Below are 26,582 nucleotides of genomic sequence, written 5' to 3' on the forward strand. Positions count from 1 at the left end.
CAGCCCCGGCAATGCGCCGGGCGGGGACGGGACCTGCCCGGCCCCGGTCAGCCCAAAGGGCCGACCTTCCGTTTCATCAGGCGCAGCCGGACAAGCTTGTCCTCGGCCCAGACCTGCATGCGCGCGGGCAGCAGCAGCACAAGCTTGCTCAGCACCCATGCACCAGCAACGATCTTCAAGGCCCAGAAACCGGCGTAAAGCACCAGCCCCGCGGGCGAGAAGAGAAGATCCCAGAATGCGCTCACAGCCCCTGCCCCGGTCTCACGTCCCGCAGTTCCATCGCCTTGGCGGGATCGCGGTACATCTGTGCCAGCACGTCCTGGCGTTTGACATCCTGGCGGTGGCGCAGCGTCAGAACGATGGCCCCGATCATCGCAACAAGCAGGATCAGACCCGCCAGCTGGAACAGCAGGAAGTACTTGTCATAGAGGATCATGCCGAGCGCGGCGGTGTTCTCCACCCCTTCGGGCGCCGGTGCCGAAAGCTGGCCCGCGGCCAGGTCGGAGGCTTCCCAGACGCCGAAGGCCATGGCCAGCTGCATCAGGATCACGAGGCCGATCAGCAGCGCCAGCGGCATGTAGCGCGCCATCTCCGCCTTCAGTTCGGCAAAGTCGACGTCCAGCATCATCACCACGAAGAGGAACAGCACCGCGACGGCGCCGACGTAGACGATGACCAGCAGCATGGCGACGAATTCCGCCCCCATCAGCACGAAGAACCCGGCCGCGGAGAGGAAGGCGAGGATCAGCCAGAGCACGGAGTGCACCGGGTTGCGGCTGACGACCGTGAAGAGCCCCCCGGCGATCACGCCAAGTGCAAAGAGGTAGAAGGCAAAAGCCATCATGTCTCGTCATCCTTCTTGTCGGCCATGACCGCCCGCGACAGTTCGAGCGCGCGGTTCATGGCGGGAATACCTGCGAACATCGACATATGCGTGATCGTGTCGACGATTTCTTCCTTGGTGGCGCCCGCCTCGATGGCGTGGCGCACGGTCATGCGCAAGGGCGTCTCCGCCTGCGCGCCCTGCATCACCAGACCCGAGAGCGTCAGCAGCAGCCGCGTCTTGGCATCCAGCCCCTCTTTCGAGAAACCCTTGCCGAACCACATTTCCATCGCGTCCTTCGGCATGGTCGGCCACATGGCTTCGAATGCCTTGGGGTCGAAGCTCGACAGCGCCGGGTTCATGCTGGTCACCATGTCCTGCGCGAACTTCTGGCTCTGCTCCATCATCAGCTCGAACGGCGTCTTGGTGGTCATGCTCGGCTCCCCTTGCAGGATGTGACGGGACACCGCGGGACGCGGGCCGGGATATGGGCGGCGGGGCGGTTCATCGGTACGGTGCGTCCAACTCCAGGTTGCGGGCGATCTCCGCTTCCCAGCGGTCGCCGTTCGCCAGCAGCTTGGCCTTGTCGTAGAACAACTCTTCGCGGGTCTCGGTCGAGAACTCGAAGTTCGGCCCCTCGACGATGGCATCCACCGGGCATGCTTCCTGGCAGAAACCGCAGTAGATGCACTTCGTCATGTCGATGTCGTAGCGGGTCGTCCGGCGCGAGCCGTCGTCGCGCGGCTCCGCGTCGATGGTGATCGCCTGCGCCGGGCAGATCGCCTCGCACAGCTTGCACGCGATGCAGCGTTCCTCGCCGTTGGGATACCGGCGCAGGGCGTGCTCGCCGCGGAAACGCGGGCTCAGCGGACCCTTCTCGTGCGGGTAGTTGACGGTGGCCTTGGGGGCGAAGAAGTACTTCATCCCAAGCTGGAACCCCTTCATGAAGTCCGCGAGCAGAAAGTACTTCGCGGCCCGTCCGTAGTCGATGGCTGCCATGTCTACGCGCTCTCCTCTTTGACGGCTTCGCGGGCTGCTTCCAGCCGCTCGGCCTGCTCGGCGTCCATCACGGGATCGCCGAATTCATCGTAATCGCCAACCCGCTCGTTTCCGGTGCGGCCGGTGGCGGAAACCTCTTCCGCCACGGCGGCCGCAACGGCAGCGGGCGCGGGCTTTGACTTCACCTCCGCATCCTCCATGGCCTGCACATCGGCGGCCCAGCGGAAGACGGCGGCGGCGATCTCGTTGGCCTGCGGCAGGAGGTTGCCCTCTGCATCGGTGTCCGGCAGGCCGCAATCGCGGACGACAAAATCGCCCAGGGCGATCATGTCGATGTACTTGGCGTCGAGGATGGCTTTCTTCAGGTCGGTCATCAGGTTTCTCCCGTGAACAGGCGGGCGCACGTCATGCGCACCCCTGCCCCGACCCTACCATCGGGGCGCGACACCACGCCCCGAACGCCAGGAAGCATTCCCGAAACAGTCTGTTTCGACGTCTGCTCCACCATCAGCCTCCGACTGCCCAACGGGTGTAGAAGCCCCAGAACCACTCGAACTTTGCCGCGAAGGCCACGAACACGACCCATGCCAGCGACATCGGCAGGAAGACCTTCCAGCCCAGGCGCATCAGCTGGTCGTAGCGGTAACGCGGGGTGATCGCCTTCACCAGCGAGAAGATGAAGAAGACGAACAGCATCTTGATGCACATCCAGAAGATGCCATCCGGCAGGAATTCGACCGGGGACAGCCAGCCGCCGAGGAACAGCAGCGAAACCAGCGCGCACATCAGCACGACCGCGGTCAGTTCGCCGATCATGAACAGCAGGAACGGCGTGGAGGAGTATTCCACCTGGTAGCCCGCCACCAGTTCGGATTCCGCTTCCGGCAGGTCGAACGGCGGGCGGTTGGTTTCCGCGAGCGCCGAGATGAAGAACAGGAACATCATCGGGAAGTGCGGGATCCAGTACCAGGACAGGATGCCCATGCCGTCCTGCGCCTCGACGATGCTGCCGAAGTTCAGCGACCCCGAAGAGATCACGACGCCGATGATGATGAGGCCGATGGACACCTCGTAGGAAATCATCTGCGCGGCGGACCGCAGCGAGCCAAGGAACGGGTACTTCGAGTTGGACGCCCAGCCCCCCATGATCACGCCGTACACTTCCAGCGAGGAGACCGCGAAAACGTAAAGAATGGCCACGTTGATGTCGGAGACCACCCAGCCGTCGCCGAAGGGAATCACCGCCCAGGCGATGAAGGCCATGACAAGGCTCACCATCGGCGCGAGGAAGAACACGAAACGGTCGGCGCCCGCGGGCACGACGACCTCTTTCACGATGTATTTCAGGAAGTCGGCAAAGGACTGCAGCAGGCCGAAGATGCCCACGACGTTCGGCCCCCGGCGCATCTGCACGGCGGCCCAGATCTTGCGGTCGCCCCACATCAGGAAGGCGAGGCTCACCAGAAGCGGCACCAGAAGCGCGAGGATCGTGAAGACGATCCAGATCGCGATACCCCAGGGATTGTCGGAGAAGAATTCAGCCATCAGGTCCTCACACCATCGGTATTCCGTTCTCGGCGCAGGCCAGCGCGGTGACCTCGGCGTCGATCGTTCGTGATCCGCGGGGCAGAGCCGGCGAGATGGTGTAAACCGCATCCCCGCGCCAGAGGCCACCCTCTTCGTCCACATTCGTGCGCAAATGCCGCGCGAATCCGTACCCCCGGATCAGCGCGTATTGCGCGGCGGCACATTCGGCGTAGGCCTCCACGTCGATCTGGTTGCGCGCCCCACGCATGGAAACGTGGAAATTCACCAGATCACCATCCAGCAGCCGCGTCTCGACACCCTCGTAAGACGGGGTGAACGGCCCCTTTGCCGCCGCCGGAGTGTCGCATCCGGTGGTGGCAGCGCAGGCGAGCGAGGCTATCACCCAGCCCACCCTCACTTATTCCGCCGCCATCGGCGCCTGGGAGCGCAGTTTCGAGTTCTTGGACAGTTCCGCCATGACCTCCGACGCGCGCGCGATCGGGTTGGTCAGCCAGTGGTCCTTCACCGGGTAGCGGAAGTCCGCATCCCCCATGTCGGCGGCCTCCAGCGGCGTCCATTCGTTTTCCGGCACCTCGTCGATGCGGGCAAGGTGCGGCACCTCCGCGACCAGCGCCTGTCGGAGCTGCGCGATGGAGTTCCACGGCTGCGTCGCGCCGATCTCGGCAGACAGAGCGCGCAGGATCGCCCAGTTTTCCTTGGCCTCGCCCGGTGCGAACCCGGCGCGCAGCGCCAGTTGCGGGCGGCCCTCGGTGTTCACGAACAGGCCCTGCTCTTCGGTGTAGGCGGCGGCAGGCAGAATCACGTCGGCACGGTGCGCGCCACGGTCCCCGTGCGAGCCTTGGTAGATCACGAAAGCGCCTTCGCCGATCTCCACCTCGTCCGCGCCGAGGTTGTAGATCACGTCCGCCTCGCTGACCGCGTCCATGCCGCGCTCGTTCGTGGCGTTCACGTCCATCGCACCCACGCGGCCCGCGGCCGTATGCAGAACCATGAACTTCGCCGAACCGGCGGCGGCGGTCTGCATGGCGGTTCCCAGAACGGCGGCGCCGTCGGCCTCGTTCAGTGCGCCCTGACCGATGATCACCACACCGGCGACGCCCTCCTTGTCGGAGTGGTCCATCTTCGACAGCTTGGCCAGCGCCTCGCGGCCGGTGCCAAGCTCCTGCACCGGGAAGGTCAGGTCGACCGGCGTACCGATCCGCGCGACCTTTGCACCGGCGGCCCATGCCTTGCGGATGCGGGCATTCAGGACCGGCGCCTCGTCACGCGGGTTGGTGCCGATCAGCAGGATCATCTCCGCGCTGTCGATATCCTCGATGGCAGCCGTGCCGACATAGCCCGAACGGTTGCCCGCCGGCAGCTTCGCGCCATCGGTGCGGCATTCGACGACACCGCCCTGTCCTTCGACCAGCTGCTTGAGGCTGTAGGCCGCTTCGACCGGGGCCAGATCGCCGACGATACCGGCAAGTTTCGAGGCGCCCTTGATCGCCGTGGCGGCGGCGGCCAGCGCCTCCGGCCAGGTGGCGGGCTTCAGCTTGCCGTCCTTGCGCACGTAGGGCCGGTCCAGCCGCTGGCGGCGCAGGCCGTCCCAGACAAAGCGCGTCTTGTCGGCAATCCATTCCTCGTTCACGCCGTCATGGTTGCGCGGCAGGATGCGCATCACTTCGCGGCCCTTGGTGTCCACGCGGATGCTGGACCCCAGCGCGTCCATCACGTCGATGGTCTCCGTCTTGGTCAGCTCCCACGGGCGGGCGGTGAAGGCATAGGGCTTCGACACCAGCGCGCCCACCGGGCACAGGTCGATGATGTTGCCCTGCAGGTTCGAATCGAGGGTCGAGTTCAGGTAGGAGGTGATCTCCGCATCCTCACCCCGGCCGGTCTGGCCCATCTGGGTGATGCCTGCCACCTCGGTGGTGAAGCGCACGCAGCGGGTGCAGGAGATGCAGCGCGTCATGTGCGTCTCGACCAGCGGCCCGAGGTCGAGGTCGGTCGACGCGCGCTTCGCCTCGCGGAAACGGGAGAAGTCGACGCCATAGGCCATCGCCTGGTCCTGCAGGTCGCATTCGCCGCCCTGGTCGCAGATCGGGCAGTCGAGCGGGTGGTTGATGAGCAGGAACTCCATCACCCCCTCGCGGGCCTTCTTCACCATGGGCGAGTTTGTCTTGATCTCCGGCGGTTCGCCGTTGCGGCCCGGACGCATGTCGCGGACCTGCATCGCGCAGGACGCGGCGGGCTTCGGCGGGCCGCCCACGACCTCGACAAGGCACATCCGGCAGTTCCCGGCAATCGACAGACGCTCGTGGTAACAGAAGCGCGGCACCTCGATGCCGGCCTCCTCACAGGCCTGGATCAGGGTCATAGCCCCGTCCACCTCGATTTCCTGACCGTCGATGATGAGCTTTCGCAAGTCGGACATGCCGGTGCCTCTCCAGATTGCAGATGGCAGCGCCCTGACCACCGGACTGACCAGCGGACCGGGCGCGACTTGCGACGGGTTCTACCGCGACATGTTCGGTAGCGCCAGATGCAGCGGCGCAGAAATCCGGGAAAAATCGACGCGGCAAAGCGACTTGATTGCACGGGCGCAACCCGGTGACCGGGATTTCAGCGCCCGTTAAGATGACCGTTCAAGTCAGGAATTGACCTCAGCGCAGCAGCGATCCGATGTAGGTGCCGCCCGCCATCTGCGCCTTTCCGAAGCTGCACAGCTCTGCCTTGTCGCTGACATTGACCCCCTGACTGGCCAGCCATGTCTCGGCCTTCGTGCGCATCCGTGCCTTTTCGGACTTGGACGTGGCGTACTCGTCGATCTCCTCCGACGAATAGCCCAGCGACTTCGCCTTCGACTTCAAGCCGTTGAGCTCCGCGATTCCGCGCAAAAGGCGCGCGTCGATATCGCTGCAGGTCTTCCGGATCTCGTCCGCGATGGCGATCATCATCAGCTGGTCGTCGATTTCACGAACCTCGCGCAGCGGCGGCTTTGCGACCGCGGCCGACGCCAGCAGGGCAAGGATCAGGACGGATGGAATCAGGCGCATGAAGGGGTCCTCGTTTACACGGCAATCTCGCGACAAGAGGCGCGGAACGTCATGGATATGCAATAACGCGGGCGGAATCCGCCCGCGATCGGCAAGAGCCGGCGCGAAACCCGCACCCGCCCCGCGGTCCGCCGCCTACAGGTCCTTGCAGCGCCCGGACAGCGTCAGCGAGTCGCTGGTGATAGAAAGCTGGTCCTTCGGCGTGTCCGGCCCGACCTCCCAGTCGATGTCGGACGTGCCGTAGAGATGAATGCAGTGCTTCACCGCTTGGTATTCCGCCGCCTGGATCGCGCCGTCGATGCTCTTGCCCGGGTCGCGGACCGAGGCCACGAAATACTGGCGATCGTCGCCGGCGGACTTGGCGTTGGCCCGGAAGGTCTGGCCGTCGAAGGTCTGGACCTGCCGGCGCTGGCCGTTGCCGCAGCCCGCAAGTGCCGCCATCGCAGCGATCAGCAGCAGGATCGTGCCCGCGCGCATCAGGGACGCCGGCGCGACCAGCGGTGCGCGGGCCGCTTTGGCCGTCGCGGCGGCGCGCTGCGTCCGGGCCTTTCGGGGCGACAAGTGTTTCAAATTGCTCATTCTCCGGCCTCTTGTTCTTTCCGAAGCACCTTATCCGGCCTCCGCGTCGCAGCGCCTGTCACGCCACATGCGCGCTTCGGTCAGGTACGACCAGCCGAAGGCGGCGTCACTGTCGCCTTCCCGCCGCAGGAGGTCAAGCTTCGCCAGACCTTCCTCCAGCGTCGGGCGATGTCCCGCCGGCACCCACCACATCACAAAGTGCATGTCGCCCAGAACTTCGAACCACTCCTTCCGCCGCTCGTAGAACTGGCGATGGACCGTGCCCCAGACAAAGCGTTCGAGGCTCACCACGTCTTCCCAGACGGTCATGTTCGCGACGAACTGCGGATCGTCGCCGATGTTGTTCTCGGTGTTGCCGGTGCCCGGTTCCCCCGATCCTTCCATCATCCAGACGAAGCCCGGCATGCGCTTGCCCAGACCGTTGATCCGGTCGAGCGCGTCCATGAACTCCGCCACCCGGGGATCGTCCGTCGGCGCCACGAGCCGACCGATGTTCAGTTCCGCGAGATGCATCTGCATTGATGTGTGCCCCCTTGTGTCCCGCCCTCCGACTTTCGGCGCCACTATAAGGAGGCACGGACCGGAATGACCAACGCATTTTCGGCAAATTGCCCCTAAAGTCAGGAGCATCGGACCGCATGGCCCGCCCTCCCCGGAACCGCGCCGCCAATTCGGGGGTTTTGATGGAGAAGGAGGAGCCACCATGACCGATACACCCAAAACCCGCCCGCTGCCGGAGAAGGACGCCGACGAAAAGGCGAAGACCCGGAAGTTCACCGAACACGAAGATGTGGGCCGGGAAAAGCACGCCGAGACCTCTGACGACATCTCCGAAGGGATGCCCGAAAAGGATCGCGAGACGTTCAAGGACGAAACCGGGACCAAGTGAGCCCGGCCTCACCCGGAAACGCAAAAGGGCGCCACGCGGCGCCCTTTTCCTATTCCATCGCTGCACCGGCTTATTCAGCGGCGACAGCGCTCACCCGGCCGGATTTCTGTGCCTTGATCCGATCCTCGATCTCGTCGCGGAAATTGCGGATCAGACCCTGGATCGGCCATGCGGCCGCGTCGCCGAGCGCGCAGATGGTGTGGCCCTCGACCTGCTTGGTCACGTCCCAGAGCATGTCGATCTCTTCCACCTCGGCCTCGCCGCGGACAAGCCGGTCCATGACGCGCATCATCCAGCCCGTGCCCTCGCGGCAGGGCGTGCACTGGCCGCAGGATTCGTGCTTGTAGAACTTCGCCAGCCGCCAGATCGCCTTGATGATGTCGGTGTCCTTGTCCATCACGATGACCGCCGCGGTGCCAAGGCCGGAGCCCAGCTCTCCCCGCAAGTAGTCGAAGTCCATGATGGCGTCCTTCATCTTCTCGCCGCGCACGCACGGAACCGAAGAGCCGCCGGGGATGACCGCCTTGAGGTTGTCCCAGCCGCCGCGGATGCCGCCGCAGTGCTTCTCGATCAGTTCCTCGAAGGAGATCGACATCGCCTCTTCGACGACGCAGGGTTTGTTGACATGGCCGGAGACGGCGAACAGCTTCGTGCCCGCGTTGTTCTCCCGCCCGAAGGAAGAGAACCACGATGCGCCGCGGCGCAGGATGGTCGGCACGACGGCGATGGATTCGACGTTGTTCACGGTGGTCGGGCAGCCGTACAGACCCGCGCCCGCCGGGAACGGCGGCTTCATGCGGGGCATGCCCTTCTTGCCTTCGAGGCTTTCCAGCAGGGCGGTTTCCTCGCCGCAGATGTAGGCGCCGGCGCCGTGGTGCAGGAAGATCTCGAAATCCCAGCCCGAGCCCGCGGCGTTCGGACCGACCAGACCGGCATCGTAAGCCTCGTCGATGGCGCGCTGCAGCGCCTCGCGCTCGCGGATGTATTCGCCGCGGATATAGATGTAGCAGGCATGCGCCTGCATCGCGAAGGAGGCGATCAGGCAGCCCTCGATCAGCGTGTGCGGATCGTGGCGCATGATCTCGCGGTCCTTGCAGGTCCCCGGCTCCGATTCGTCGGCGTTCACAACGAGATAGGCCGGACGACCGTCGCTTTCCTTCGGCATGAAGGACCACTTCAGCCCGGTCGGAAAGCCCGCGCCGCCGCGTCCCCGCAGCCCGCTGTCCTTCATTTCCTGGATGATCCAGTCGCGCCCCTTCTCGATCAGGCCAGCCGTGCCGTCCCAGTGACCGCGCTTCTTCGCGCCGTCCAGCGTCCGGTCGTGCATGCCGTAGAGATTGGTAAAGATCCGGTCCTGATCCTGAAGCATCGCTTATCCTTCGTGTTCCTGGCGCGCCCGCCAGAGCCCGTATATCATCCAGAACGCCCAGATAAACCCGGCAAGTGCCACAAGGTCGAACAGGGCACGAAGGCGCTGGCTCCAGTCCAGCGCCCCGCCAATGGCGGTGATGGCGATCCAGAACACACCGGTCCCGGCAATCACGAGCGCAATCCTGCGCCCCCGCCGGTTAAGGTCGTCCTTCTTCGCCATCGCCCGCCGTCAGATCACTTTTTCAGGTCGGCGGCCTGCGCCACCCAGCCGTTCTTCGCGGCGCGGCCACGCACGCCTGCGATGTTCGCATCGACCCACGCGACGTTGTCCTCGGTCCATTCCGCGATCTGGCTGAAATGGTAGATGCCCGCCTCGTTCAGGGTCGCCGCCAGCTTCGGACCGACGCCCATCAGGGTGGTCAGGTCGTCCGCCTCGCCTTCGGGCGCCGACAGGAAGGCCGGGGCCACGCCGACGATTTCCTCGGCCATGTCACCGGCTGCTTCGGCAGTTTCCGCGGTGGTTTCCGCCGCGTCTGCGGCCACGTCCTCGACGCTCTCGGTCGTCGCGTCGACGGTCGCCTCGACGGTTTCCGTGGTGGTCTCTGCGACCTCCTCGGCGGCCTTGGCGGTGGTCTCGACGACCTCCTGGGTCACTTCCGCGGCCTCTTCGACGGCCTGCGCCGCTGCCTTGGCCGAGGGGGCCTTCCTGGCCACGCCGCCCGGTGCGCAGATGCTGCCGAAACCGGCCTTCATCGACGGCATGGGCATGCCCTGCCAGGGCAGCATCGCCAGCTTCATCATGTTTTGGCTGGTCTCAACCATCAACCGGGTCTGCATCGCCATCATCTTGACGACGGGAGAATAGTCCGGGGTGAAAGCTTTCATGGGAGTCATTTTCATGGTCACGTCCTCGCTCGAGTTCGCGGGGCGCAGGTCTTTCCGCGCCACCAGTCAAAGCGCCGTTCCTCCCCAACAGTGCCGGGTTCACGCCTGACACATCATCGGTCCATGTGCAAGCCGCCCCTGCGTCGCAGGGCGCGTATCCGCGCCCTGCCCCGTTCACATCAATCGTAGACGCCGCCCTTTTCGACACGGGTGGAGAACTCTGTCTCGCCGCCGTCCGCCAGCACCTTCGCCTGCGACACCCAGTTGTCGCGGCTCACGCGGCCGCGGAACCCGACGAGGTTGGCATCCGCCCAGGCGACCTCTTCGTCGGTCCAGGACGCGATCTGGTGGAAATGGTAGACACCGATCGAATGGCAGACCTTCTCCAGTTTGGGACCGATGCCCTTGATCTGCTTCAGATCGTCCGGCTTGCCGCCCTCGGGCGCGTCCAGCAGCGCCGGCTTGGAGCCTTCGCCGCTGTCGCCGCCCTTGCCGTCGGTGTCGGAGGCGCCAGCCTCTGCCCCGTCCGGGGCGGTCATGACCTCGGCGCCGTCACCGCCAGAACCCGCGCTGTCGACGCTGCCCGCCGCCCCGTCCGTGCTTCCGGCCAGCGTGGTGTCGTCGGCGTCCGCGGATTTCTTGTACGTCCAGGAACCCTTGCGACCGGCAAGATCGGCCTCCCCCGACAGTTGCGCGCTCGGCTTCACACGGGAACCACCCTCGTCCCCGGAGGCCTCTTTGCCTTTGTCCTTGGGGGCAGATTTCGGCGCGGGCTCGGCACTGGCCGTCGTGGCAGGCGCGGCGCTTTCGGCGGCGGGTGCATCCGTGGTGGATGTCTTCTCCGGCGCCTCCTCCGCTGCCGGTCCGGCGCTTGCGGACGATGCGGTTTCGGTCGAGGGTTCAGGCTGGGCCTTCGGCTCAGGCGCGGACTCCGCCGCAGGCGCGCTCTTGGCGGATGCCGAGGCGGAACTGGCCGCCGCCACCCCGGCAGAGGCCGCCGCGGCGCCCGGCGACGTCGCGGACGTGCCGTTGCCTCCGGCCTGGCCTGCCGTCACGCCGGTCTCCCCCTTCTCGGGCAGAGGCGCGCAGAACAGCCACTGGAACAGCAATCCCAGCAACACGAGCGTCACGATCCCGAGGAACAGGGCCGTACCGAACCCGTAGCTTCCGACGAGCAGCAGGAAGGCGAAAACCCCGAGCGCCGCCGCTATTCCCCAGCTCATCATGGTGCAGTTGCCATTCGTTCTCATTCGGCCGTTCTCCCGTCTACGTTTTCACCACCACGGTGTTTACCAATTGTTTTAAACACTTTTGCCCCCTTCGTCAGCGGAGACAATCTCAGATGCACCGCATGGGACAAAAGAATGACCCCCGCGCCGGGGTTTCCAAGGGCACGGGCCGGAGAATCACCAAGGCCGGAAAGAAAAACGGCGGCCCCGTCTCCGGAACCGCCGTTCTGATGCCTTGCTGCGGGCGCGCTCAGGCGCCGCGGGTGCCCGCCTGATCGGTCCAGGGGGCCACAAGCGGCACCTCCGTCCCGTCGATGCGCTTCACCGTGTCGCCGATGTCATGCGCCAGTTGCGCGCTGGCATTCATCTTGATCGAGGCGTTGGTGTATTCGGTCAGCGTGGTCGCGCCGCCCAGCGGTTCAGAGGCGAACCGGCCGTTCTGCGGCCCGACCTGCGGCACCTCTCCCTTCGCCAGGGCGTCGATCAGGTCGCCCAGCTTCTCGGCGGTGAGGTCCTCGTAGTAGTCCTTGCCGATCTGCGCCATGGGCGCGTTGGTGCAGGCGCCGAGGCACTCCACCTCTTCCCACGAGAACTTGCCGTCCTCCGACAGCGCGTGCGGCTTCGAGGAGATCTTGTCCCGGCAGACGGCAATCAGGTCTTCGGCGCCGCAGATCATGCAGGACGTGGTGCCGCAGATCTGGACATGCGCGACCGAGCCGGTCGGCTGAAGCTGGAACATGAAGTAGAAGGTCGCCACCTCGAGCGCGCGGATGTAGGCCATGCCCAGCATCTCGGCCACGTACTCGATGGCGGGACGGCTGAGCCAGCCCTCCTGCTCCTGCGCGCGCCACAGCAGCGGGATGATCGCCGAGGCCTGGCGCCCGGCGGGATACTTCGTGATCTGCTCTTTCGCCCAAGCGAGGTTGGCTTCGGAGAACTCGAAGCTGTCGGGTTGTTCGGGATGCAGCCGTCGCAGCATGTCTCAACTCCTTCTGGCGCGCCTGCGCCGTATCACGTTCCTGCCGGCTCCGCTCAGCCCGCCTGCGCCACCTGCGCTTCGGGCTGCGGCGCACAGGCGCCCACGACAGACCGCACACCGCCGCCTTCGAGCGACACGGCCTGCTTCTTCTGGATCTTGTACTGCGCGATCTCGATCAGCTTCTGACGCGGGATGCCGGTCTGCAGTTCCACCGGCAGGTAATCGCTTTCGGCCACGAGGTCGCAGCCGATGGAGGCCACCGCCGCGTCCCACTGTGCCAGCATCTCCGGCGTGGTGTCCTGCGGCGCCATGCCCAGTTCCACGCAGCCGGCGAGTGCCAGCGCCGGGACACACAGAAACAGTTTCTTCATATTCACTTCCCTCGTCCGGCCTTCCCGCGGCCCTTCTTCCTTGCCCGTGACCTGCCGTCACGCATGGCCGCGCCCCGCCACTGTGGCGGCGGCCCGGCCCCCTGCCCTCAGCGGTCGACCTCGCCGAACACGATGTCCATCGTGCCGATGATCGCCGCCACGTCGGCCAACTGGTGGCCGCTTGCCACGTGGTCCATGGCCTGCAGGTGCAGGTAGCCCGGCGCGCGCAGCTTGGCCCGGTACGGCTTGTTGGTGCCGTCCGCCACGAGGTACACGCCGAATTCGCCCTTCGGCGCCTCGACCGCGGCATAGACTTCGCCCGCCGGCACGTGGAACCCTTCGGTGTAAAGCTTGAAGTGGTGGATGAGCGCCTCCATCGAGGTCTTCATCTCGTTGCGCTTCGGCGGGGTGACCTTGCCGCGGGCCAGGATATCGCCCTGGCCGTCCGGCGCCCGCAGCTTGTCGATCGCCTGCAGGATGATCTTCGTCGATTCGCGCATTTCCGCCATCCGGCAGAGGTAGCGGTCGTAACAGTCGCCGTTCTTGCCCACCGGGATCTTGAAGTCGAATTCGTCGTAGCACTCGTAGGGCTGCGCACGGCGCAGGTCCCAGGCGAGGCCGGAGCCGCGCACCATCACGCCGGAGAAGCCCCAGTCGAGGATCTCCTGCTCCGTCACCACGCCGATGTCGGCGTTGCGCTGCTTGAAGATGCGGTTCTCGGTCAGGAGGCCGTCGATGTCGTCCAGCTTGGCCGGGAATTCCTTCGCCCACTGCTCGATGTCGTCGATCAGCTTCGGCGGCAGGTCCTGGTGCACCCCGCCCGGCCGGAAATAGGCCGAGTGCAGGCGCGCGCCACAGGCCCGCTCGTAGAAGATCATCAGCTTCTCGCGTTCCTCGAAGCCCCAGAGCGGCGGCGTCAGCGCGCCCACGTCCATGGCCTGCGTGGTCACGTTCAGCAGGTGGTTCAGCACCCGTCCGATCTCGGAGTAGAGCACCCGGATCAGCGAGGCACGGCGCGGCACCTCGACGCCGGTCAGCCGCTCGATCGCGAGGCACCAGGCGTGTTCCTGGTTCATCGGCGCCACGTAGTCGAGGCGGTCGAAATACGGCAGATTCTGGAGATAGGTCCGGCTCTCCATCAGCTTCTCGGTGCCGCGGTGCAACAGGCCGATGTGCGGATCGCAGCGTTCCACGATCTCGCCGTCCAGCTCCAGCACCAGGCGCAGCACGCCGTGGGCCGCCGGGTGCTGCGGACCGAAGTTGATGTTGAAGTTGCGGATCTTCTGTTCACCCGTCAGGGCGTCTTCGAAACCTTTGGAGCCGTCCATCATCGACCGTCCCTTTCCTCGGGGCTTGTGTCACGCACCCCGTCCAATGCCACCGCGCGCGGGGAACACTCTTCGGACGAAGAGTGTTCACGTCCAAGAGTTTTCGTCCGAAAACTCTTCCAGGTCCCGCGCCCGGTCATGTTCACGCCTTGCCTTCGGTCTTCTCGTCGCCCGGAAGCACGTATTTCGCGCCTTCCCACGGGGACATGAAATCGAACTGGCGGTATTCCTGCACCAGCGTCACCGGCTCGTAGACCACGCGCTTGCGCTCTTCGTCGTAGCGCACTTCCGTGTACCCGGTCGTCGGGAAGTCCTTGCGCAGCGGATAGCCGCGGAACCCGTAGTCCGTCAGGATGCGGCGCAGGTCCGGGTGGCCCGAGAACAGGATGCCGTACATGTCGAAGGTCTCGCGCTCGAACCAGTTGGCGCTGGGATGCACCGGCACGATCGACGGCACCATCTCGTCCTCGCGGACCGAGACGCGCAGCCGGATGCGGTGGTTCTGGTACATCGACAGGAAGTGGTAGACCACGTCGAACCGCTTCGGCCGCTCCGGGTAGTCGACCCCGGTGATGTCCACCAGCGACGAGAACCGGCAGGTCGGATCGGTCTTCAGGAAGTCCACGAAGCCGCGGATGTTCGAGGGGGCCACGTCGACGTTCAGCTCGCCATGGGTCACGTCCCATGCGACCACGCAGTCGGGGCGCTTCGTCGCGATGTGTTCGCCCAGTTCCTTGAGTGCCTGCACCATTCGCTTACACCTTTTCCAGAGCGTCGACGGCGACCACCGCGCGGCGCACCTCGCCGAGGACATTGCCCTGCCCTGCTTCGTACCAGACGCATTGCGCCGCCGTGAGGGCGGCGTTCTGGTCGCTCTGCCCGACGGTTTCCACCGTCATCACGACGCTGCCCGAAATCAGCTGGACCTTGTCGCCCGGTTTCACGTCTGCCATCTCGTCTTCCCTTCTCGCCCCCGCGGCGGGTCCGCCCGGAAGCCCTGCATCTTGCCGGTTCCGGGGCGCGCCGGGGGCCATCTGCCCCGCCGGATCGCCCTCCGGGCCGTCTTCAGCGCACCAGCGTTCCGGTGCGGCGGATCTTCTTCTGCAGCGCCATGATGCCGTAGAGCAGCGCTTCCGCCGTCGGCGGGCACCCGGGCACGTAGACGTCCACAGGCACGACGCGGTCGCAGCCGCGCACCACCGAGTAGGAGTAGTGGTAGTAGCCGCCGCCGTTCGCGCAGGACCCCATCGAGATCACGTAGCGCGGTTCCGGCATCTGGTCGTAGACCTTGCGCAGCGCCGGCGCCATCTTGTTGGTCAGCGTGCCCGCGACGATCATCAGGTCCGACTGGCGCGGGCTGGCGCGTGGCGCCGTGCCGAACCGCTCCAGGTCGTAGCGCGGCATCGAGGTGTGCATCATCTCCACCGCGCAGCACGCGAGACCGAAGGTCATCCAGTGCAGCGAGCCGGTGCGCGCCCAGTTGATGATGTCCTCCGTCGAGGTCAGCAGGAAACCCTTGTCCTGCAGTTCGCGGTTCAGGTCCTGCGTGGCCACCTCACGGTCGACGCCCGCAGTGTTCGCTCCGGTCATCACTCCCATTCCAGGGCCCCTTTCTTCCATTCATAGGCAAAGCCCGCCGTCAGCACGCCGAGGAACACCATCATCGCCCAGAACGCCGTCATCGAGATGTGCTGGAAGGCCACGGCCCACGGGAACAGCATCGCGATCTCGAGGTCGAAGATGATGAACAGGATCGACACGAGATAGAAACGCACGTCGAACTTCATCCGCGCGTCATCGAAGGCGTTGAAGCCGCATTCATAGGCCGACACCTTCTCCGGATCCGGGTTCCGCACGGCGACGAGGATCGCGGCGAAGATGAACACGAGTCCGATGACGATGGCGATGGCCAGGAACACAAGGATGGGAAGATATTCCCGCAGCATCTCTTCCACGAGGCAGCTCCTCATAAACGGGGGGCGCGCCACGCGCGGGAGGCGCGCGCCGCGTGTCATGTCGTGACTTATCCGCACCGACCGGCAGGGTCAACAAGCCCGCGGCATATTCGGTAGAATGGAAACGAACCGGCACGCGCCCATTCTGGCGCAAATTCTGCTGCCTGCGCAATGGGGTAGCGTCCCGGCCCCGGCCGCATCGCCGCACCCCACCCTGCCCCGCGCGCATGGGTCGCGCCCAATACCGCGCCGGAACATGCGTCCGGTCACGGGCGTTGGTCCACCAGCAAACCGCAGACCGCCCATCCGCCCCGCTGACAGGAGGACCCCATCCATGCCCCTCGACTCCACGCCGAACCGCGCCCGCCTCTACCGCATGTCGACGCCGGATCACCTCTGTCCCTTCGGGCTGAAGACCAAGGCGCTCCTGGAACGGAAGGGCTATGAGGTCGAGGATCACCCGCTGACGACCCGCGAGGAAACCGACCGCTTCCAGGAATCGCACGACGTGGAGACGACGCCACAGGTCTACATCGGCGACCGGCGCATCGGCGGCTACGAGGACACGCAGCGCGAACTCGGCATTACCCCGGCCTCCGACATCGAGAAGAGCTATACGCCGGTCATCGCCGTCTTCGGCATGGCCGCGCTGATGGGCATTGCCATCGGCTGGACCGGCGGCCTCGGCTGGGCGGGCACCCTGCGCGCAATTCTGGCCACCGCCATGGCGCTCCTTGCCGTGCAGAAGTTGCGCGACATCGAGAGCTTCACCACGATGTTCCTGAACTACGACCTGCTCGCGCGGCGCAAGGTCGAATACGGCTACGTCTACCCCTACGCCGAGGCGCTGGCCGCGATCCTGATGCTCGCAGGTGTCCTGCCCTGGCTCTCCGGTCCCGTGGCCCTGATCATCGGCACCATCGGCGCGGTCTCCGTCTTCAAGGCGGTCTACATCGACAAGCGCGAACTCAAGTGCGCTTGCATGGGCGGATCGTCCAACGTGCCGCTCGGCTTCGTGTCGCTGACCGAGAACCTCGTGATGATCGGCATGGGTGTCTGGATGATCGCCACGCTGTTCTGAGGCGATCCCGGCTCAGCCGCCGGGCAAGCAGCGCATCATCAGCGCGGACACTTCGGCCCAGGCCCCGGCCGAATCGAAGCCGGGCTCCACCAGATCGGCGCCCGGCTCGCCCCGGCCTTTCATGTAGGCGACCGCGTGCTGCGGGGGGCCCTTGGCGTCGAACAGCTTGCAGATCTCGGCGCTGAAGGCAGCCTGGTTCATGGTCCGCAGGAAGCCGGACTGGGCACTCATCGCCGCTTCGCCCGCCTGATCGCCGAAGGCCTTCGCCACCTCCGCCTGGACGCCGCGGGCCGCCTGATCGCTCACCCGCATCGCGTCGAAGAACATCATCGCTGCGGCGACAGCGTGGAACCGGATCGCCCCGCCGTAATCTTCCTCGGCAAGGCAGCCAAGCGCGATGCCGAACTGTTCGGGCGGCGGCGCGGTCCAGTCGACCTGCGCAATCGGGCGGCAGGATCGGGCGGTCAGCTCGACCGCCGCCTGCGCCGTGACGGGCGCTGCGCCCAGAAACAGCAGCGCGGCTGCCAGACCGATGTTGCGCGCCATACCGTCGTTCTCCTTCTGCGCCTTGCCATCCACGCTGCGCCAGTAATGCCCCGGCGGATAAACGGCCCGTAGGCCCGCACACGCCTCAGCCGTCCCGCGGGACAGACCGCAATAGCAGGCTCCAGACCCTTCCCTTGCCGTTTTTCAGAGAAATATGTCCTGACCGTGGCGCACCGGGGGAGTTCTCGGGCAGATCGTGCCCTCAGACACTCTGCACGGCGCCCGCCGGCTGCCCCGTCAGCGTCATCAGCATGACGTAGCCGACCAGCGCCGCCTTGACCACGTTGACCGGCAACCAGACCGCGCGTTCCTCGCCCGACGGGCTGAAGCCGCTCAGGACGGCGACGATCACGCTTGTGCCGAAGGCCACCCACCCGGTCCAGAGCGGCCAGCCCATCCCGGGAAACCCCGCCGCGCTGACGATCGCCAGTCCCTGGAACAGGTGCACCGGAACCGCGACCGCCGCCACCAGCCGCCCCCGCAACGGCAGGGCGCCGCGATACCGCCCGCCCTGCGTCCATGCGCCAAGGGGCAGCCCGCCGATCAAGGCCACCTGGAAGAAGACGACCGCCAGACACCCCATCGCGTAGAACTGCGCCACCTGTACCGTCATCGTCCCGTCCATTCAGAGTGCCGCGCTGTCACGCGGGCAGCGGCCCCTTTCCCCTGTCGCGTCAGGCGCATGCCCGACAGGACCGAAACCCCGCCTACCCCTCCGCCCAGGGCGCGGGGCGCTTGTCGAAGAATGCCGCGATGCCGTCCTGCGCCTCCGCAGTTTCCCAGCGCGCGGCCAGCGCGTCGACCGCCATCTCCACATCGTCCTGACGCACACCGCCCGACAGCCGCCGCAACAGGCGCTTGGCGTCGCGCACCGCGCCCGGCGCGCAGGCGAGATAGGGCGCCACCTCCGCCTCGACGGCGGCGTCGAGGTCCTCCGCCGGGACAGCCCGCGACAGGAGCCCGAGCGTCACCGCCTCCGGCGCCCCGAAGACCCTGCCGTTCATGAAGATCCGCGCCGCGGCGCTCGCACCCATCCGGGCGACGACATAGGGCCCGATGTTGGCCGGGATCAGCCCCAGCTTCACCTCGGTCAGCGCCAGCTTCGCCGTCTCCACCCCGATGGCCACGTCACAGACAGAGATCAGGCCGATCCCGCCGCCGAAGGCATTGCCCTGCACCCGCCCGATCAGCGGCTGCGGCAGGTCGTGCAGCGCGCCGAGCGCCTCGGCGATCCGCGCGGATTCGCGGAGCCGCGCGTCCGGTGCCATGCCGAACTGTTCGCGCATCCACGCAAGGTCGCCCCCGGCGCAGAAGGTCGGCCCCTCCGCCTCCAGCACCACCACGCGCACGGCCTCGTCCTTGGCCAGTTCCTGCGCCGCGGCGACGATCTGCGCCATCATCTCCGCCGACATGGCGTTGTGCTTGGCCGCCCGCGCCAGGATCAGCCGCGCCACGCCGCGCATCTCGCGCACCACACGAACGTCTTCCATCATCCCTCCTCCTGCTCCGTCAGACATCCCGCCGCGTCACTGACGACAATCGCCAACCGCCGGACACGACGACGCCTCATTCCGCCCGCATCGCCCGCGCCATCCGGCCCGCCTCTGCGAGGATACCGGCGTCGAGCCCGGTCTCGAACCCCTGCGCCGTGACGTACGCATGCACCGCCTCTGTCGCCACGTTGCCCGCCGCCCCCGGCGCGTAGGGGCAGCCGCCCAGACCGCCCACCGCCGCGTCAAAGACCCGCAGACCGCGGTCCATCGCGGTGCGCACGTTCTCCAGCGCCCGGCCGCTCGTGTCGTGGAAATGGCCCGCAAGCCGGTCGGCGGACATCTCCTCCAGCACCGCGGTCAGCATGGCATCCACCGCCTCCGGCGTGCCGCGCCCGATGGTGTCGCCCAGCGAGACCTCGTAACAGCCCATGTCGCGCAGGGCCGCCACGACCCGCGCCACGTCCTCGGGCGGCACTGCCCCGTCGTAGGGACATTCCACCACGCACGACACATAGCCTCGGACCGGCACGCCCGCCTCCCGCGCCGCCTCGCAGACCGGCACGAACCGCGCCAGACCCTCCTCGACGGAGGCATTGATGTTCGCGCGCGAGAACCCTTCCGAGGCCGCGCCGAACACCGCCACCTCGTCGGCCCGCGCCGCCAGCGCCCGCTCCAGCCCCTTCATGTTCGGCGTCAGCGCGGCATAGGACACCCCCGGCGCCCGCGCGATCCGCTCCAGCACGTCGCCGCTGTCCGCCATCTGAGGCACCCACTTCGGCGACACGAAGGAGGCGCACTCGATCCGCCGGAACCCCGCGCCGGACAGCAGGTCCACCAGCGCCACCTTGGCGTCCGTCGCGATCATCCGCGCTTCGTTCTGCAGGCCGTCGCGCGGCCCCACCTCGAAGATCTCGACCCTCTCTGCCATGTCCTGTCCTCCTGTTTCCGTGCCCCGCACCGCAGAGCCGCGCCCCCCGAGGTCACGGCCCGAAGGCCGGGGCCGAGACAGCCTGTGCGCCGCAAGGCGCGCCTTTCAACAGTCCTTTACCGAAGCCTCACGCCTCGGGCACCGGATAGAAATCCTGCGTGTAGAACCGCTGCTCTCCCTCGCGCGCCACGGCGCGCTGGTAGGCCTCCCGCGCCTCCATCCGCGCCTTGTAGGCCATGAGCTTCGGGAACTCGTCGAGCTTCACGTAATAAGGCGCGGCGAACAGGTTGAAACCCATCATGATGTCCGCCGCGGAAAAGCTGCCTTCCAGCAGCCAGTCGCCGGACAACCGCGCCTCCATCCCCCTCAGCGTCTGCCGAAGCCGCGCCACGGTCAGCTTCACCACCACGGGCGACGGCTTCGCGGGTGGGCGCAGGAAGACCATCTGCAGGTTCAGGTTCTCGATGAGGCTCGCCTGCGTCTCCGCGAAGTGGATCCATTGCAGGTAGGCCGCGCGATCCGCGTCCCCCGGTGCCCGGCCCAGACCGGGCGCGAAGGTCTCCACGAGGTATTCGACGATGGCGCCGGATTCGGACATCTCCAGCCCGTCCATCTCGATCGCCGGGATGCGCACCGCGGGCGACACCCGCGCCAGCCCGCTCTCCGCCATCTCGCGCGTGCCGATCCGGTGCTCGACGATCTCCAGCCCGCCGAAGCGCTCGACGCCGATCTCCTCCAGGAGCCACAAAACGCGGAACGACCGCCCGTACTGTACGTGATGCAACCTGATCAAATCCGTCCCTCCCTCAGGAACCAGAGGCCATGGCCCGTGTGTTCGTAATGCTGTCCCATCCGGGGCACCTCCTGCCGCGCCAGCATCGGCCAGGCGTCCAGCACCTCGCGCAGGCGGCCCGGCCGCGCCGTCTCGAACCGGCAGAGGCCGCACCAGACGGCGATGTTGCGGTCGAGTTCCGCCGCCACGGTGTAGGCTGCCTTCGGATCGGCCCGCACCTCGGGACACATCATCACCGGGGTCCCCTCCGGCAGGTCGGCAAAGGTCACTCCGCCTCCTCCATGACCACCAGCGCCGCCCCGGCCTCCACCTGGTCGCCCTCGGCCACCAGCACCTCGGCCACCACCCCGTCGGCAGAGGCGGTCAGCGTGTGCTCCATCTTCATCGCCTCCAGTACGGCCAGCCGGTCGCCCGCCACGACCTCCTGCCCGACCCGCACGTGGACCGAGACGACGCGCCCCGGCATCGGCGCCAGCGCCGCCCCCGCGGCGGCGCCCTCGGCCTGCTGCGCCAGCGGGTCGATGACCTCGAAAGCCACGCCGTAGTCGGCAAAGACCGTCACGCGCCCGCCTTCGGCAAAGACACCGCCGCCCGCCGCCCCGTCGAAGGTCCAGCCCTGCGCCGCCTTCAGGCATTCGACCTCGGTCCCGTCGACCGAGACCAGGGCCGAACCCGCCGCGCGCACCATCACGCCCAGCTCGCGCCTGTCCTCGCCGCGCGCCAGCACGATCCGCTTCCACGAAGGCGACCAAAGGCAGAAACCCGTCTCCCAGCCCTCGGCGTCGAGCAGGCCCATGGCCCCCAGCGCCGCCTCCGCCCAGACCGCCGGGCCGACCTCCGGCATCGCGACAAGCGTGTCGAGTTCGCGCCCAATCAGCCCGGTGTCCACCTCGCCCCGGCCGAAGCCCTCATGCTCCGCCAGTGCACCGAGGAAGCTCAGGTTCGTGACCGTGCCCGCCACCCGCGTGGCCCGCAGCCCCCTCGCCAGCTTCCGCAGCGCGACCGCCCGGGACGGGCCGTGCACCACCAGCTTGGCGATCATCGGGTCGTAGTGCGGGCTGATCTCGTCCCCCGCCCGCACGCCGGTCTCCGCACGCACGCCCTCGGGAAAGCGCAGCTCCGCCAGCCGGCCCGTCGCGGGCAGGAACCCGGCAGGCACGTCCTCGGCATACAGCCGCGCCTCGAAGGCGTGGCCGTTGATCGTCAGGTCCTCCTGCCGCGCGGGCAGGCTCTCTCCGGCAGCGACACGGATCTGCCACTCGACAAGATCGACGCCGCAGATCTCCTCCGTCACCGGGTGTTCCACCTGCAGGCGGGTGTTCATCTCCATGAACCAGAAACCGTCGGTGCGCAGTCCGCCCGCGCCGTCCACGATGAACTCGACCGTCCCGGCTCCGCTGTAGCCGATCGCCTCCGCGGCGCGCACGGCGGCGGCACCCATCGCGGCGCGCACGTCCTCCGGCATGTCCGGCGCGGGCGCCTCCTCGATCACCTTCTGGTGGCGCCGCTGGAGCGAGCAGTCCCGTTCGAACAGGTGCACCGCGCGGGTGCCGTCGCCGAAGACCTGCACCTCGATGTGGCGTGGCTTCTCGATGAACTTCTCGATCAGCACGTCGTCGTTGCCGAAGGCGCCGCGCGCCTCCGCCTTTGCCCGTTCCAGCGCGTCGATGAAGTCCTCTGCCCGGTCGACCCGGCGCATCCCCTTGCCGCCGCCGCCCGCCACGGCCTTGATGAGCACCGGATAGCCGACCTGCCCGGCCTCGACCTCGAGGTGGCCGGGATCCTGGTCGCCGCCCATGTAGCCCGGGACAACGGGCACGCCCGCGTCCTCCATCAGCCGCTTGGCCGCGTCCTTCAGGCCCATCTTGCGGATCGCCTCCGCCGAGGGGCCGATGAACACCAGCCCCGCCTCCTCGACCGCCGCCACGAAGTCGGGGTTCTCCGACAGAAAGCCGTACCCCGGATGGATCGCCTGCGCACCGGTCTCCTGCGCGGCGGCAATGATCCGGTCGCCGCGCAGGTAGCTCTGCGCCGGTGCGGCCCCTCCGATGCAGACCGCCACATCCGCCATGGCCACATGCAGCGCGTCCGCGTCTGCCTCCGAATAGACCGCCACGCAGCGCAGCCCCATCGCCTGCGCCGTCCGCATCACCCGGCAGGCGATCTCCCCCCGGTTCGCGATCAGGATCGTGTCAAACATCTTCATTCCCCCGCAGCCCGTGCGCGCCCGATTGTTTCCGTTGCGTCACGGCAGCCGATCTGGCAGCGTATCCGGTATTTTCCGTGTTTCGGCCGCTGTTACCCGGCCACGATTTTCCGGGGCCCGCGCGGCCCGCAAAACAAGGATTGTTGCCATGTCCGGCCAATACCGCCTTGTCGGCACCCTCACCGAAGCGCAGGCAGACCTTTTCTACGAATTCGGTTTTTCGCTGAACATCCTGCTCGACGTCTCGCACGCCATCCACGTCCGCACGATCCGCGCCGACCGGCCCAAAGACCCGATCATCACCAAGCCGATCGAACTCGACTGCCAGATGGAGAAATTCGGCACCACCCAGAAGTACACCGGTTTCCTCAAGGCTTGCCTCGCGCTGGGGGCGGCCTCGCCGCTCTACAACTTCGGCAAGCAGCTTCAGACCGAAGGTGCCAAGGTCGACCTGCCGCCCAACAAGCAGCTCGAAGCCGTGATCGGCAAGAGCAAGATCAAGCTGGAGTTCCCCGACTTCGACACCAGCATCGCGGCGCTCGACCAGCTCGTCGCCGGCACGGAGGCGGCCAATGCCGTGCTGGCGGCGCGCGCCGCGAACGAGGACGCCTTCGACGCCCTCCTGCCCGCGGTGCGCAGTTCGATGGGGATGTTCGTGCGCAAGAACAACCTTCAGTTCAAGCGGCACGGGGCGGCGGAAGGCGCGCCGCGCACCGCCTATCGCGGCTGACGCGCGGCGCCCCCGCAAACCGCCGCCAGAACGGGGACCGGCACAGCGCAGGCTGCAACCGCGCGCACGTCGCATCCTGTCCACAGCCGGCTCCGTCACATCCGGAAGACGCCGAACCGCGTCTCCTCCACCGGGGCGTTGAGCGCCGCGCGCAGCGACAGGGCGAGCACGGAGCGCGTCTTGCGCGGGTCCATCACCCCGTCGTCCCAGAGCCGCGCCGAGGCGTATAGCGGATGCGACTGGCGCTCGAACATCTCCAGCGTCGGGCGCTTGAACGCCGCCTCCTCGTCCTCCGACCAGCTGCCGCCCGACCGCTCGATGGCGTCGCGCTTGACCGTCGCCAGCACGCCCGCCGCCTGCGCGCCGCCCATCACCGAGATGCGCGAATTGGGCCAGGTCCAGAGGAACCGCGGCTGATAGGCCCGCCCCGCCATGCCGTAATTACCCGCACCGAACGACCCGCCGACCAGCACCGTGACCTTGGGAACACTCGTCGTGGCCACCGCCGTCACCATCTTGGCGCCGTGGCGTGCGATGCCCTCATTCTCGTACTTCCGGCCCACCATGAAGCCGGTGATGTTCTGCAGGAACACCAGCGGGATCTTGCGTTGCGAGCAGAGCTCGACGAAATGCGCGCCCTTCTGCGCGCTCTCGGAGAACAGCACCCCGTTGTTGGCCACGATGCCCACGTCCATGCCGTGGATCTGGGCGAAACCGCAGACCAGCGTCTCGCCGAAGCGCGGCTTGAAAGCGTCGAACCAGGACCCGTCGACCACCCGCGCTATCACCTCGTGGATGTCGTAGGGGGTGCGCAGGTCCGCGGGCACGGCGCCGAGGATCTCTTCCGGGTCGTAATCCGGCGCGGTGCCCCCCAAAGACTTTTCGGCGAAAAGTCTTCCCGCTGCAGAGTTTTCCTCGAAAACTCTGCCCAGCGACCGCACCGCCCGCCGCGCCAGCACCAGCGCATGGGCGTCGTCCTCGGCGAGGTAATCCGCCACCCCCGACAGCCGCGTGTGCACGTCGCCGCCGCCCAGGTCCTCGGCGCTGACCACTTCTCCGGTCGCGGCCTTCACCAGCGGCGGCCCGGCGAGGAAGATCGTCCCCTGCTCCTTCACGATGATCGACACGTCCGACATGGCGGGCACATAGGCGCCGCCCGCCGTGCAGGACCCCATGACCGCTGCGATCTGCGGGATGCCCTTGGCCGACATCCGCGCCTGGTTGTAGAAGATCCGGCCGAAGTGGTCGCGGTCCGGAAAGACCTCGTCCTGGTTGGGCAGGTTCGCCCCGCCCGAATCCACCAGGTAGATGCACGGCAGGCGGCATTCCTCGGCGATCTCCTGCGCGCGCAGGTGCTTCTTCACCGTCATCGGATAGTAGGTGCCGCCCTTCACGGTGGCGTCGTTGCAGATCACCATGACCTGCCGCCCCTCGACTAGGCCGATCCCCGCGATCACGCCCGCGGCGGGCGCCGCACCGTCGTACATGCCATGCGCCGCCAGTGCGCCCACCTCAAGGAACGGAGAGCCCGCGTCGAGCAGCCCCGCCACGCGCTCGCGCGGCAGCATCTTGCCCCGCGACAGGTGGCGTTCCCGCGCCTTCTCGCCGCCGCCCGCCGCCGCCAGCGAGGCGGCTTCCGATATCTCCGCCAGCGCGGCCAGGTGCGCCTCCCTGTTGGCGCGATACGCCTCCGACCCCGTCAGGACCGCCGATTGCAACCTCATGATGCGTCTTCCTCCCCAGAGACCCGTCCGGCCACGACCACAGGTCGCCGCCGCGCCTCGAATCCGTTCCAGACCGTCGATACCCCGATCCCCAGCGCCACGATCGCCAGGAGCAGACCACCAAGCTGCCATGCCCCCAGCCCCCAGACCGTCGCGGCCCGGAGCGCCGCCAGAAGCCCGCCGCCGAGGATCACCACGAGCAGCACGCTGGCCACGATGCCCTTCGGATCGCGGGTGTTCGCCTCCAGCCGCAGCGGCACCGCGCAGCCGGGACAAGGGATGACCTCCGCCCCGTCGCGCTGCCAGACGCGCCGGCTTCCCGGCTGCGACACGAAAAGCGGCTGCAGCGTGTTGCAGTCCGGGCAGCGCCGGTCAGCCAGCCGCGATGTCAGGTCAGTCATCCTCAGCCTCCCGCGCACGCGGGCGCAGAGGCGGGGGCGCCTCGGCCCATCCGGCCGCCACTGCCGTCTCCGCCACGCCCAGGAACCGTGCCAGCTGCCACGCAAGGATCGCGTCCCGCAGCCGGTTGTTCGCTTCCCATGCCGTGCACCATGTGCCGCGCTGGGGAATGTCGCCGTCGCAATCCGGCCCGGCCGAGATGCCCTGCGCCAGAGCATAGGCGCGCGGATAAAGCGCCTGTTCGAAGTCGCCGCCCTTGCCCGCCACGTCCTCCGGCAGGGGCAGCGTCGCGCGGATCTTCTCGGCCAGCGCCTCTTCCTCCGCCGCCAGCTCCAGCTGGCAGTCCTGCACCTCTTCCAGCGTCGGCTCCCGGTCGCAATGGACGAACCCCACCGAGCCGCAATAGCCCGTTCCACGAGTGTCTCCGATCTCGAACTCCTGGTCTTCCGGCATCTCGTTCAGCCGCTTCAGCGCGCGCTCGTAGCGCGCCGCCTCCTCGTCCATGCACTCCCCGAAGCTCGGCAGGGGCGCGTAGTCCGGCGCCGCCTCCTCCGGCTGCGCCATGGCCGAACCGGCCAGCAGACAGACGCCCAGCACCAGAGGTTTCACGACAGGCCCTCCCGCTGAGGATCGCGCGCGCCTGCGGGACCGGCTGGCGTCACCCTCCGCCCCAAAAGCCACGCGAACC

Annotated in this window: 34 protein-coding genes and 1 pseudogene; 3 read left to right on the forward strand and 32 right to left on the reverse strand. The window is 67.2% G+C overall.

Annotated elements, in window-relative coordinates; genetic code table 11:
• Window positions 1–47: 47 nt before the first annotated feature.
• The 11 genes from QNI11_RS12550 to QNI11_RS12600 form a co-directional block, all read right to left on the reverse strand.
• A complete protein-coding gene (locus QNI11_RS12550) occupies window positions 48–245 on the reverse strand; it encodes a hypothetical protein (RefSeq protein WP_100930228.1) in 198 nt (65 codons plus the stop codon).
• A complete protein-coding gene (locus tag QNI11_RS12555; RefSeq protein WP_100930227.1) occupies window positions 242–844 on the reverse strand; it encodes an NADH-quinone oxidoreductase subunit J in 603 nt (200 codons plus the stop codon). The genes QNI11_RS12550 and QNI11_RS12555 overlap by 4 nt, the downstream gene beginning before the upstream one ends.
• A complete protein-coding gene (locus QNI11_RS12560) occupies window positions 841–1,257 on the reverse strand; it encodes a carboxymuconolactone decarboxylase family protein (RefSeq protein ID WP_100930226.1) in 417 nt (138 codons plus the stop codon). The genes QNI11_RS12555 and QNI11_RS12560 overlap by 4 nt, the downstream gene beginning before the upstream one ends.
• Window positions 1,258–1,327: 70 nt before the next feature.
• Window positions 1,328–1,822 (reverse strand): NADH-quinone oxidoreductase subunit NuoI, encoded by a 495-nt coding sequence (nuoI, locus tag QNI11_RS12565; RefSeq protein WP_100930225.1) that lies wholly within the window; start codon window positions 1,820–1,822, stop codon window positions 1,328–1,330.
• Between the two features lie 2 nt (window positions 1,823–1,824).
• Window positions 1,825–2,196, reverse strand: coding sequence for a hypothetical protein (locus QNI11_RS12570; protein ID WP_283980400.1), 372 nt, complete (start codon window positions 2,194–2,196; stop codon window positions 1,825–1,827).
• Window positions 2,197–2,329: 133 nt separating this feature from the next.
• Entirely contained in the window at window positions 2,330–3,367 is a 1,038-nt protein-coding gene (nuoH, locus tag QNI11_RS12575) for an NADH-quinone oxidoreductase subunit NuoH (RefSeq protein WP_005857499.1), read from the reverse strand.
• A gap of 7 nt (window positions 3,368–3,374) precedes the next feature.
• Complete coding sequence (locus tag QNI11_RS12580) at window positions 3,375–3,752, reverse strand: hypothetical protein (RefSeq protein ID WP_100931039.1); 378 nt, start codon at window positions 3,750–3,752, stop codon at window positions 3,375–3,377.
• 15 nt (window positions 3,753–3,767) lie between these two features.
• A complete protein-coding gene (gene nuoG, locus QNI11_RS12585) occupies window positions 3,768–5,786 on the reverse strand; it encodes an NADH-quinone oxidoreductase subunit NuoG (RefSeq protein ID WP_283980401.1) in 2,019 nt (672 codons plus the stop codon).
• Between the two features lie 229 nt (window positions 5,787–6,015).
• A complete protein-coding gene (locus QNI11_RS12590) occupies window positions 6,016–6,408 on the reverse strand; it encodes a DUF5333 domain-containing protein (protein ID WP_100930222.1) in 393 nt (130 codons plus the stop codon).
• Between the two features lie 135 nt (window positions 6,409–6,543).
• Window positions 6,544–6,987: a hypothetical protein gene (locus tag QNI11_RS12595; RefSeq protein WP_283980402.1), complete on the reverse strand. Its 444-nt coding sequence runs from the start codon at window positions 6,985–6,987 to the stop codon at window positions 6,544–6,546.
• Between the two features lie 30 nt (window positions 6,988–7,017).
• Window positions 7,018–7,506, reverse strand: a complete 489-nt coding sequence (locus QNI11_RS12600; RefSeq protein WP_283980403.1) for a DUF3291 domain-containing protein — start codon at window positions 7,504–7,506, stop codon at window positions 7,018–7,020.
• A 184-nt stretch (window positions 7,507–7,690) separates the two neighbouring features.
• On the opposite strand from QNI11_RS12600, the gene QNI11_RS12605 reads away from it, so the two are divergent.
• Entirely contained in the window at window positions 7,691–7,876 is a 186-nt protein-coding gene (locus tag QNI11_RS12605; RefSeq protein ID WP_100930219.1) for a hypothetical protein, read from the forward strand.
• A gap of 70 nt (window positions 7,877–7,946) precedes the next feature.
• Here the strand turns inward: QNI11_RS12605 and nuoF are convergent, their stop codons facing one another.
• The 11 genes and pseudogenes from nuoF to QNI11_RS12660 form a co-directional block, all read right to left on the reverse strand.
• Window positions 7,947–9,245, reverse strand: coding sequence for an NADH-quinone oxidoreductase subunit NuoF (nuoF, locus tag QNI11_RS12610; RefSeq protein WP_100930218.1), 1,299 nt, complete (start codon window positions 9,243–9,245; stop codon window positions 7,947–7,949).
• A 3-nt stretch (window positions 9,246–9,248) separates the two neighbouring features.
• Entirely contained in the window at window positions 9,249–9,467 is a 219-nt protein-coding gene (locus QNI11_RS12615; protein ID WP_100930217.1) for a DUF5337 domain-containing protein, read from the reverse strand.
• Window positions 9,468–9,481: 14 nt separating this feature from the next.
• A complete protein-coding gene (locus tag QNI11_RS12620) occupies window positions 9,482–10,147 on the reverse strand; it encodes a hypothetical protein (protein ID WP_283980404.1) in 666 nt (221 codons plus the stop codon).
• A gap of 164 nt (window positions 10,148–10,311) precedes the next feature.
• Window positions 10,312–11,382, reverse strand: a complete 1,071-nt coding sequence (locus QNI11_RS12625) for a hypothetical protein (protein ID WP_283980405.1) — start codon at window positions 11,380–11,382, stop codon at window positions 10,312–10,314.
• A 244-nt stretch (window positions 11,383–11,626) separates the two neighbouring features.
• A pseudogene (gene nuoE / locus QNI11_RS12630) lies at window positions 11,627–12,340 on the reverse strand (NADH-quinone oxidoreductase subunit NuoE); the annotation flags it as partial.
• A 53-nt stretch (window positions 12,341–12,393) separates the two neighbouring features.
• Window positions 12,394–12,711, reverse strand: coding sequence for a hypothetical protein (locus QNI11_RS12635; RefSeq protein WP_100930213.1), 318 nt, complete (start codon window positions 12,709–12,711; stop codon window positions 12,394–12,396).
• 107 nt (window positions 12,712–12,818) lie between these two features.
• The gene (locus QNI11_RS12640; RefSeq protein ID WP_100930212.1) at window positions 12,819–14,042 is read right to left on the reverse strand and encodes an NADH-quinone oxidoreductase subunit D; all 1,224 of its coding nucleotides are present in this window, start codon (window positions 14,040–14,042) and stop codon (window positions 12,819–12,821) included.
• Window positions 14,043–14,181: 139 nt separating this feature from the next.
• A complete protein-coding gene (locus tag QNI11_RS12645; protein WP_100930211.1) occupies window positions 14,182–14,790 on the reverse strand; it encodes an NADH-quinone oxidoreductase subunit C in 609 nt (202 codons plus the stop codon).
• Between the two features lie 4 nt (window positions 14,791–14,794).
• Window positions 14,795–14,992: a hypothetical protein gene (locus QNI11_RS12650; RefSeq protein WP_005857466.1), complete on the reverse strand. Its 198-nt coding sequence runs from the start codon at window positions 14,990–14,992 to the stop codon at window positions 14,795–14,797.
• A gap of 112 nt (window positions 14,993–15,104) precedes the next feature.
• Entirely contained in the window at window positions 15,105–15,629 is a 525-nt protein-coding gene (locus QNI11_RS12655) for an NADH-quinone oxidoreductase subunit B family protein (RefSeq protein WP_005857464.1), read from the reverse strand.
• Window positions 15,629–15,994 (reverse strand): NADH-quinone oxidoreductase subunit A, encoded by a 366-nt coding sequence (locus tag QNI11_RS12660; protein WP_005857462.1) that lies wholly within the window; start codon window positions 15,992–15,994, stop codon window positions 15,629–15,631. The genes QNI11_RS12655 and QNI11_RS12660 overlap by 1 nt, the downstream gene beginning before the upstream one ends.
• Window positions 15,995–16,328: 334 nt before the next feature.
• Here QNI11_RS12660 and QNI11_RS12665 point away from each other — a divergent pair, with 334 nt between their 5' ends.
• Window positions 16,329–17,075: a MauE/DoxX family redox-associated membrane protein gene (locus tag QNI11_RS12665; RefSeq protein WP_100930210.1), complete on the forward strand. Its 747-nt coding sequence runs from the start codon at window positions 16,329–16,331 to the stop codon at window positions 17,073–17,075.
• 12 nt (window positions 17,076–17,087) lie between these two features.
• Here QNI11_RS12665 and QNI11_RS12670 read toward each other — a convergent pair whose 3' ends face one another.
• From QNI11_RS12670 to QNI11_RS12700, 7 genes are all read right to left on the reverse strand, one after another.
• Window positions 17,088–17,621: a hypothetical protein gene (locus QNI11_RS12670; RefSeq protein ID WP_283980406.1), complete on the reverse strand. Its 534-nt coding sequence runs from the start codon at window positions 17,619–17,621 to the stop codon at window positions 17,088–17,090.
• 202 nt (window positions 17,622–17,823) lie between these two features.
• On the reverse strand, window positions 17,824–18,234 hold the full coding sequence (locus QNI11_RS12675) for a hypothetical protein (protein ID WP_283980407.1): 411 nt from the start codon (window positions 18,232–18,234) through the stop codon (window positions 17,824–17,826).
• A gap of 94 nt (window positions 18,235–18,328) precedes the next feature.
• Window positions 18,329–19,111: a crotonase/enoyl-CoA hydratase family protein gene (locus QNI11_RS12680; RefSeq protein WP_283980408.1), complete on the reverse strand. Its 783-nt coding sequence runs from the start codon at window positions 19,109–19,111 to the stop codon at window positions 18,329–18,331.
• Window positions 19,112–19,187: 76 nt separating this feature from the next.
• Entirely contained in the window at window positions 19,188–20,042 is an 855-nt protein-coding gene (locus QNI11_RS12685) for a hydroxymethylglutaryl-CoA lyase (RefSeq protein WP_283980409.1), read from the reverse strand.
• A 127-nt stretch (window positions 20,043–20,169) separates the two neighbouring features.
• Window positions 20,170–20,835, reverse strand: a complete 666-nt coding sequence (locus tag QNI11_RS12690) for a glutathione S-transferase family protein (RefSeq protein WP_283980410.1) — start codon at window positions 20,833–20,835, stop codon at window positions 20,170–20,172.
• The gene (locus tag QNI11_RS12695; RefSeq protein ID WP_100930204.1) at window positions 20,832–21,104 is read right to left on the reverse strand and encodes a hypothetical protein; all 273 of its coding nucleotides are present in this window, start codon (window positions 21,102–21,104) and stop codon (window positions 20,832–20,834) included. Before QNI11_RS12695 ends, QNI11_RS12690 begins: the two co-directional genes overlap by 4 nt.
• Window positions 21,101–23,035: a biotin carboxylase N-terminal domain-containing protein gene (locus tag QNI11_RS12700; RefSeq protein ID WP_283980411.1), complete on the reverse strand. Its 1,935-nt coding sequence runs from the start codon at window positions 23,033–23,035 to the stop codon at window positions 21,101–21,103. The genes QNI11_RS12695 and QNI11_RS12700 overlap by 4 nt, the downstream gene beginning before the upstream one ends.
• 154 nt (window positions 23,036–23,189) lie before the next feature.
• Between QNI11_RS12700 and QNI11_RS12705 the strand changes: the two genes are divergently transcribed.
• Window positions 23,190–23,771: a hypothetical protein gene (locus tag QNI11_RS12705; RefSeq protein ID WP_100930203.1), complete on the forward strand. Its 582-nt coding sequence runs from the start codon at window positions 23,190–23,192 to the stop codon at window positions 23,769–23,771.
• Between the two features lie 95 nt (window positions 23,772–23,866).
• On the opposite strand, the gene QNI11_RS12710 is transcribed toward QNI11_RS12705, so the two are convergent.
• The 3 genes from QNI11_RS12710 to QNI11_RS12720 are packed head-to-tail and all read right to left on the reverse strand — an operon-like array spanning window position 23,867 to window position 26,503.
• Window positions 23,867–25,495 carry a carboxyl transferase domain-containing protein gene (locus QNI11_RS12710; RefSeq protein WP_283980412.1) on the reverse strand — a complete coding sequence of 543 codons (1,629 nt, stop codon included), beginning with the start codon at window positions 25,493–25,495 and terminating at the stop codon, window positions 23,867–23,869.
• The gene (locus tag QNI11_RS12715; RefSeq protein ID WP_283980413.1) at window positions 25,492–25,896 is read right to left on the reverse strand and encodes a hypothetical protein; all 405 of its coding nucleotides are present in this window, start codon (window positions 25,894–25,896) and stop codon (window positions 25,492–25,494) included. Before QNI11_RS12715 ends, QNI11_RS12710 begins: the two co-directional genes overlap by 4 nt.
• Window positions 25,889–26,503 (reverse strand): hypothetical protein, encoded by a 615-nt coding sequence (locus tag QNI11_RS12720; protein ID WP_283980414.1) that lies wholly within the window; start codon window positions 26,501–26,503, stop codon window positions 25,889–25,891. The genes QNI11_RS12715 and QNI11_RS12720 overlap by 8 nt, the downstream gene beginning before the upstream one ends.
• Window positions 26,504–26,582: the final 79 nt, after the last annotated feature.

It is taken from the genome of Sagittula sp. MA-2 (genome assembly GCF_030126985.1).
Classification (GTDB): domain Bacteria; phylum Pseudomonadota; class Alphaproteobacteria; order Rhodobacterales; family Rhodobacteraceae; genus Sagittula.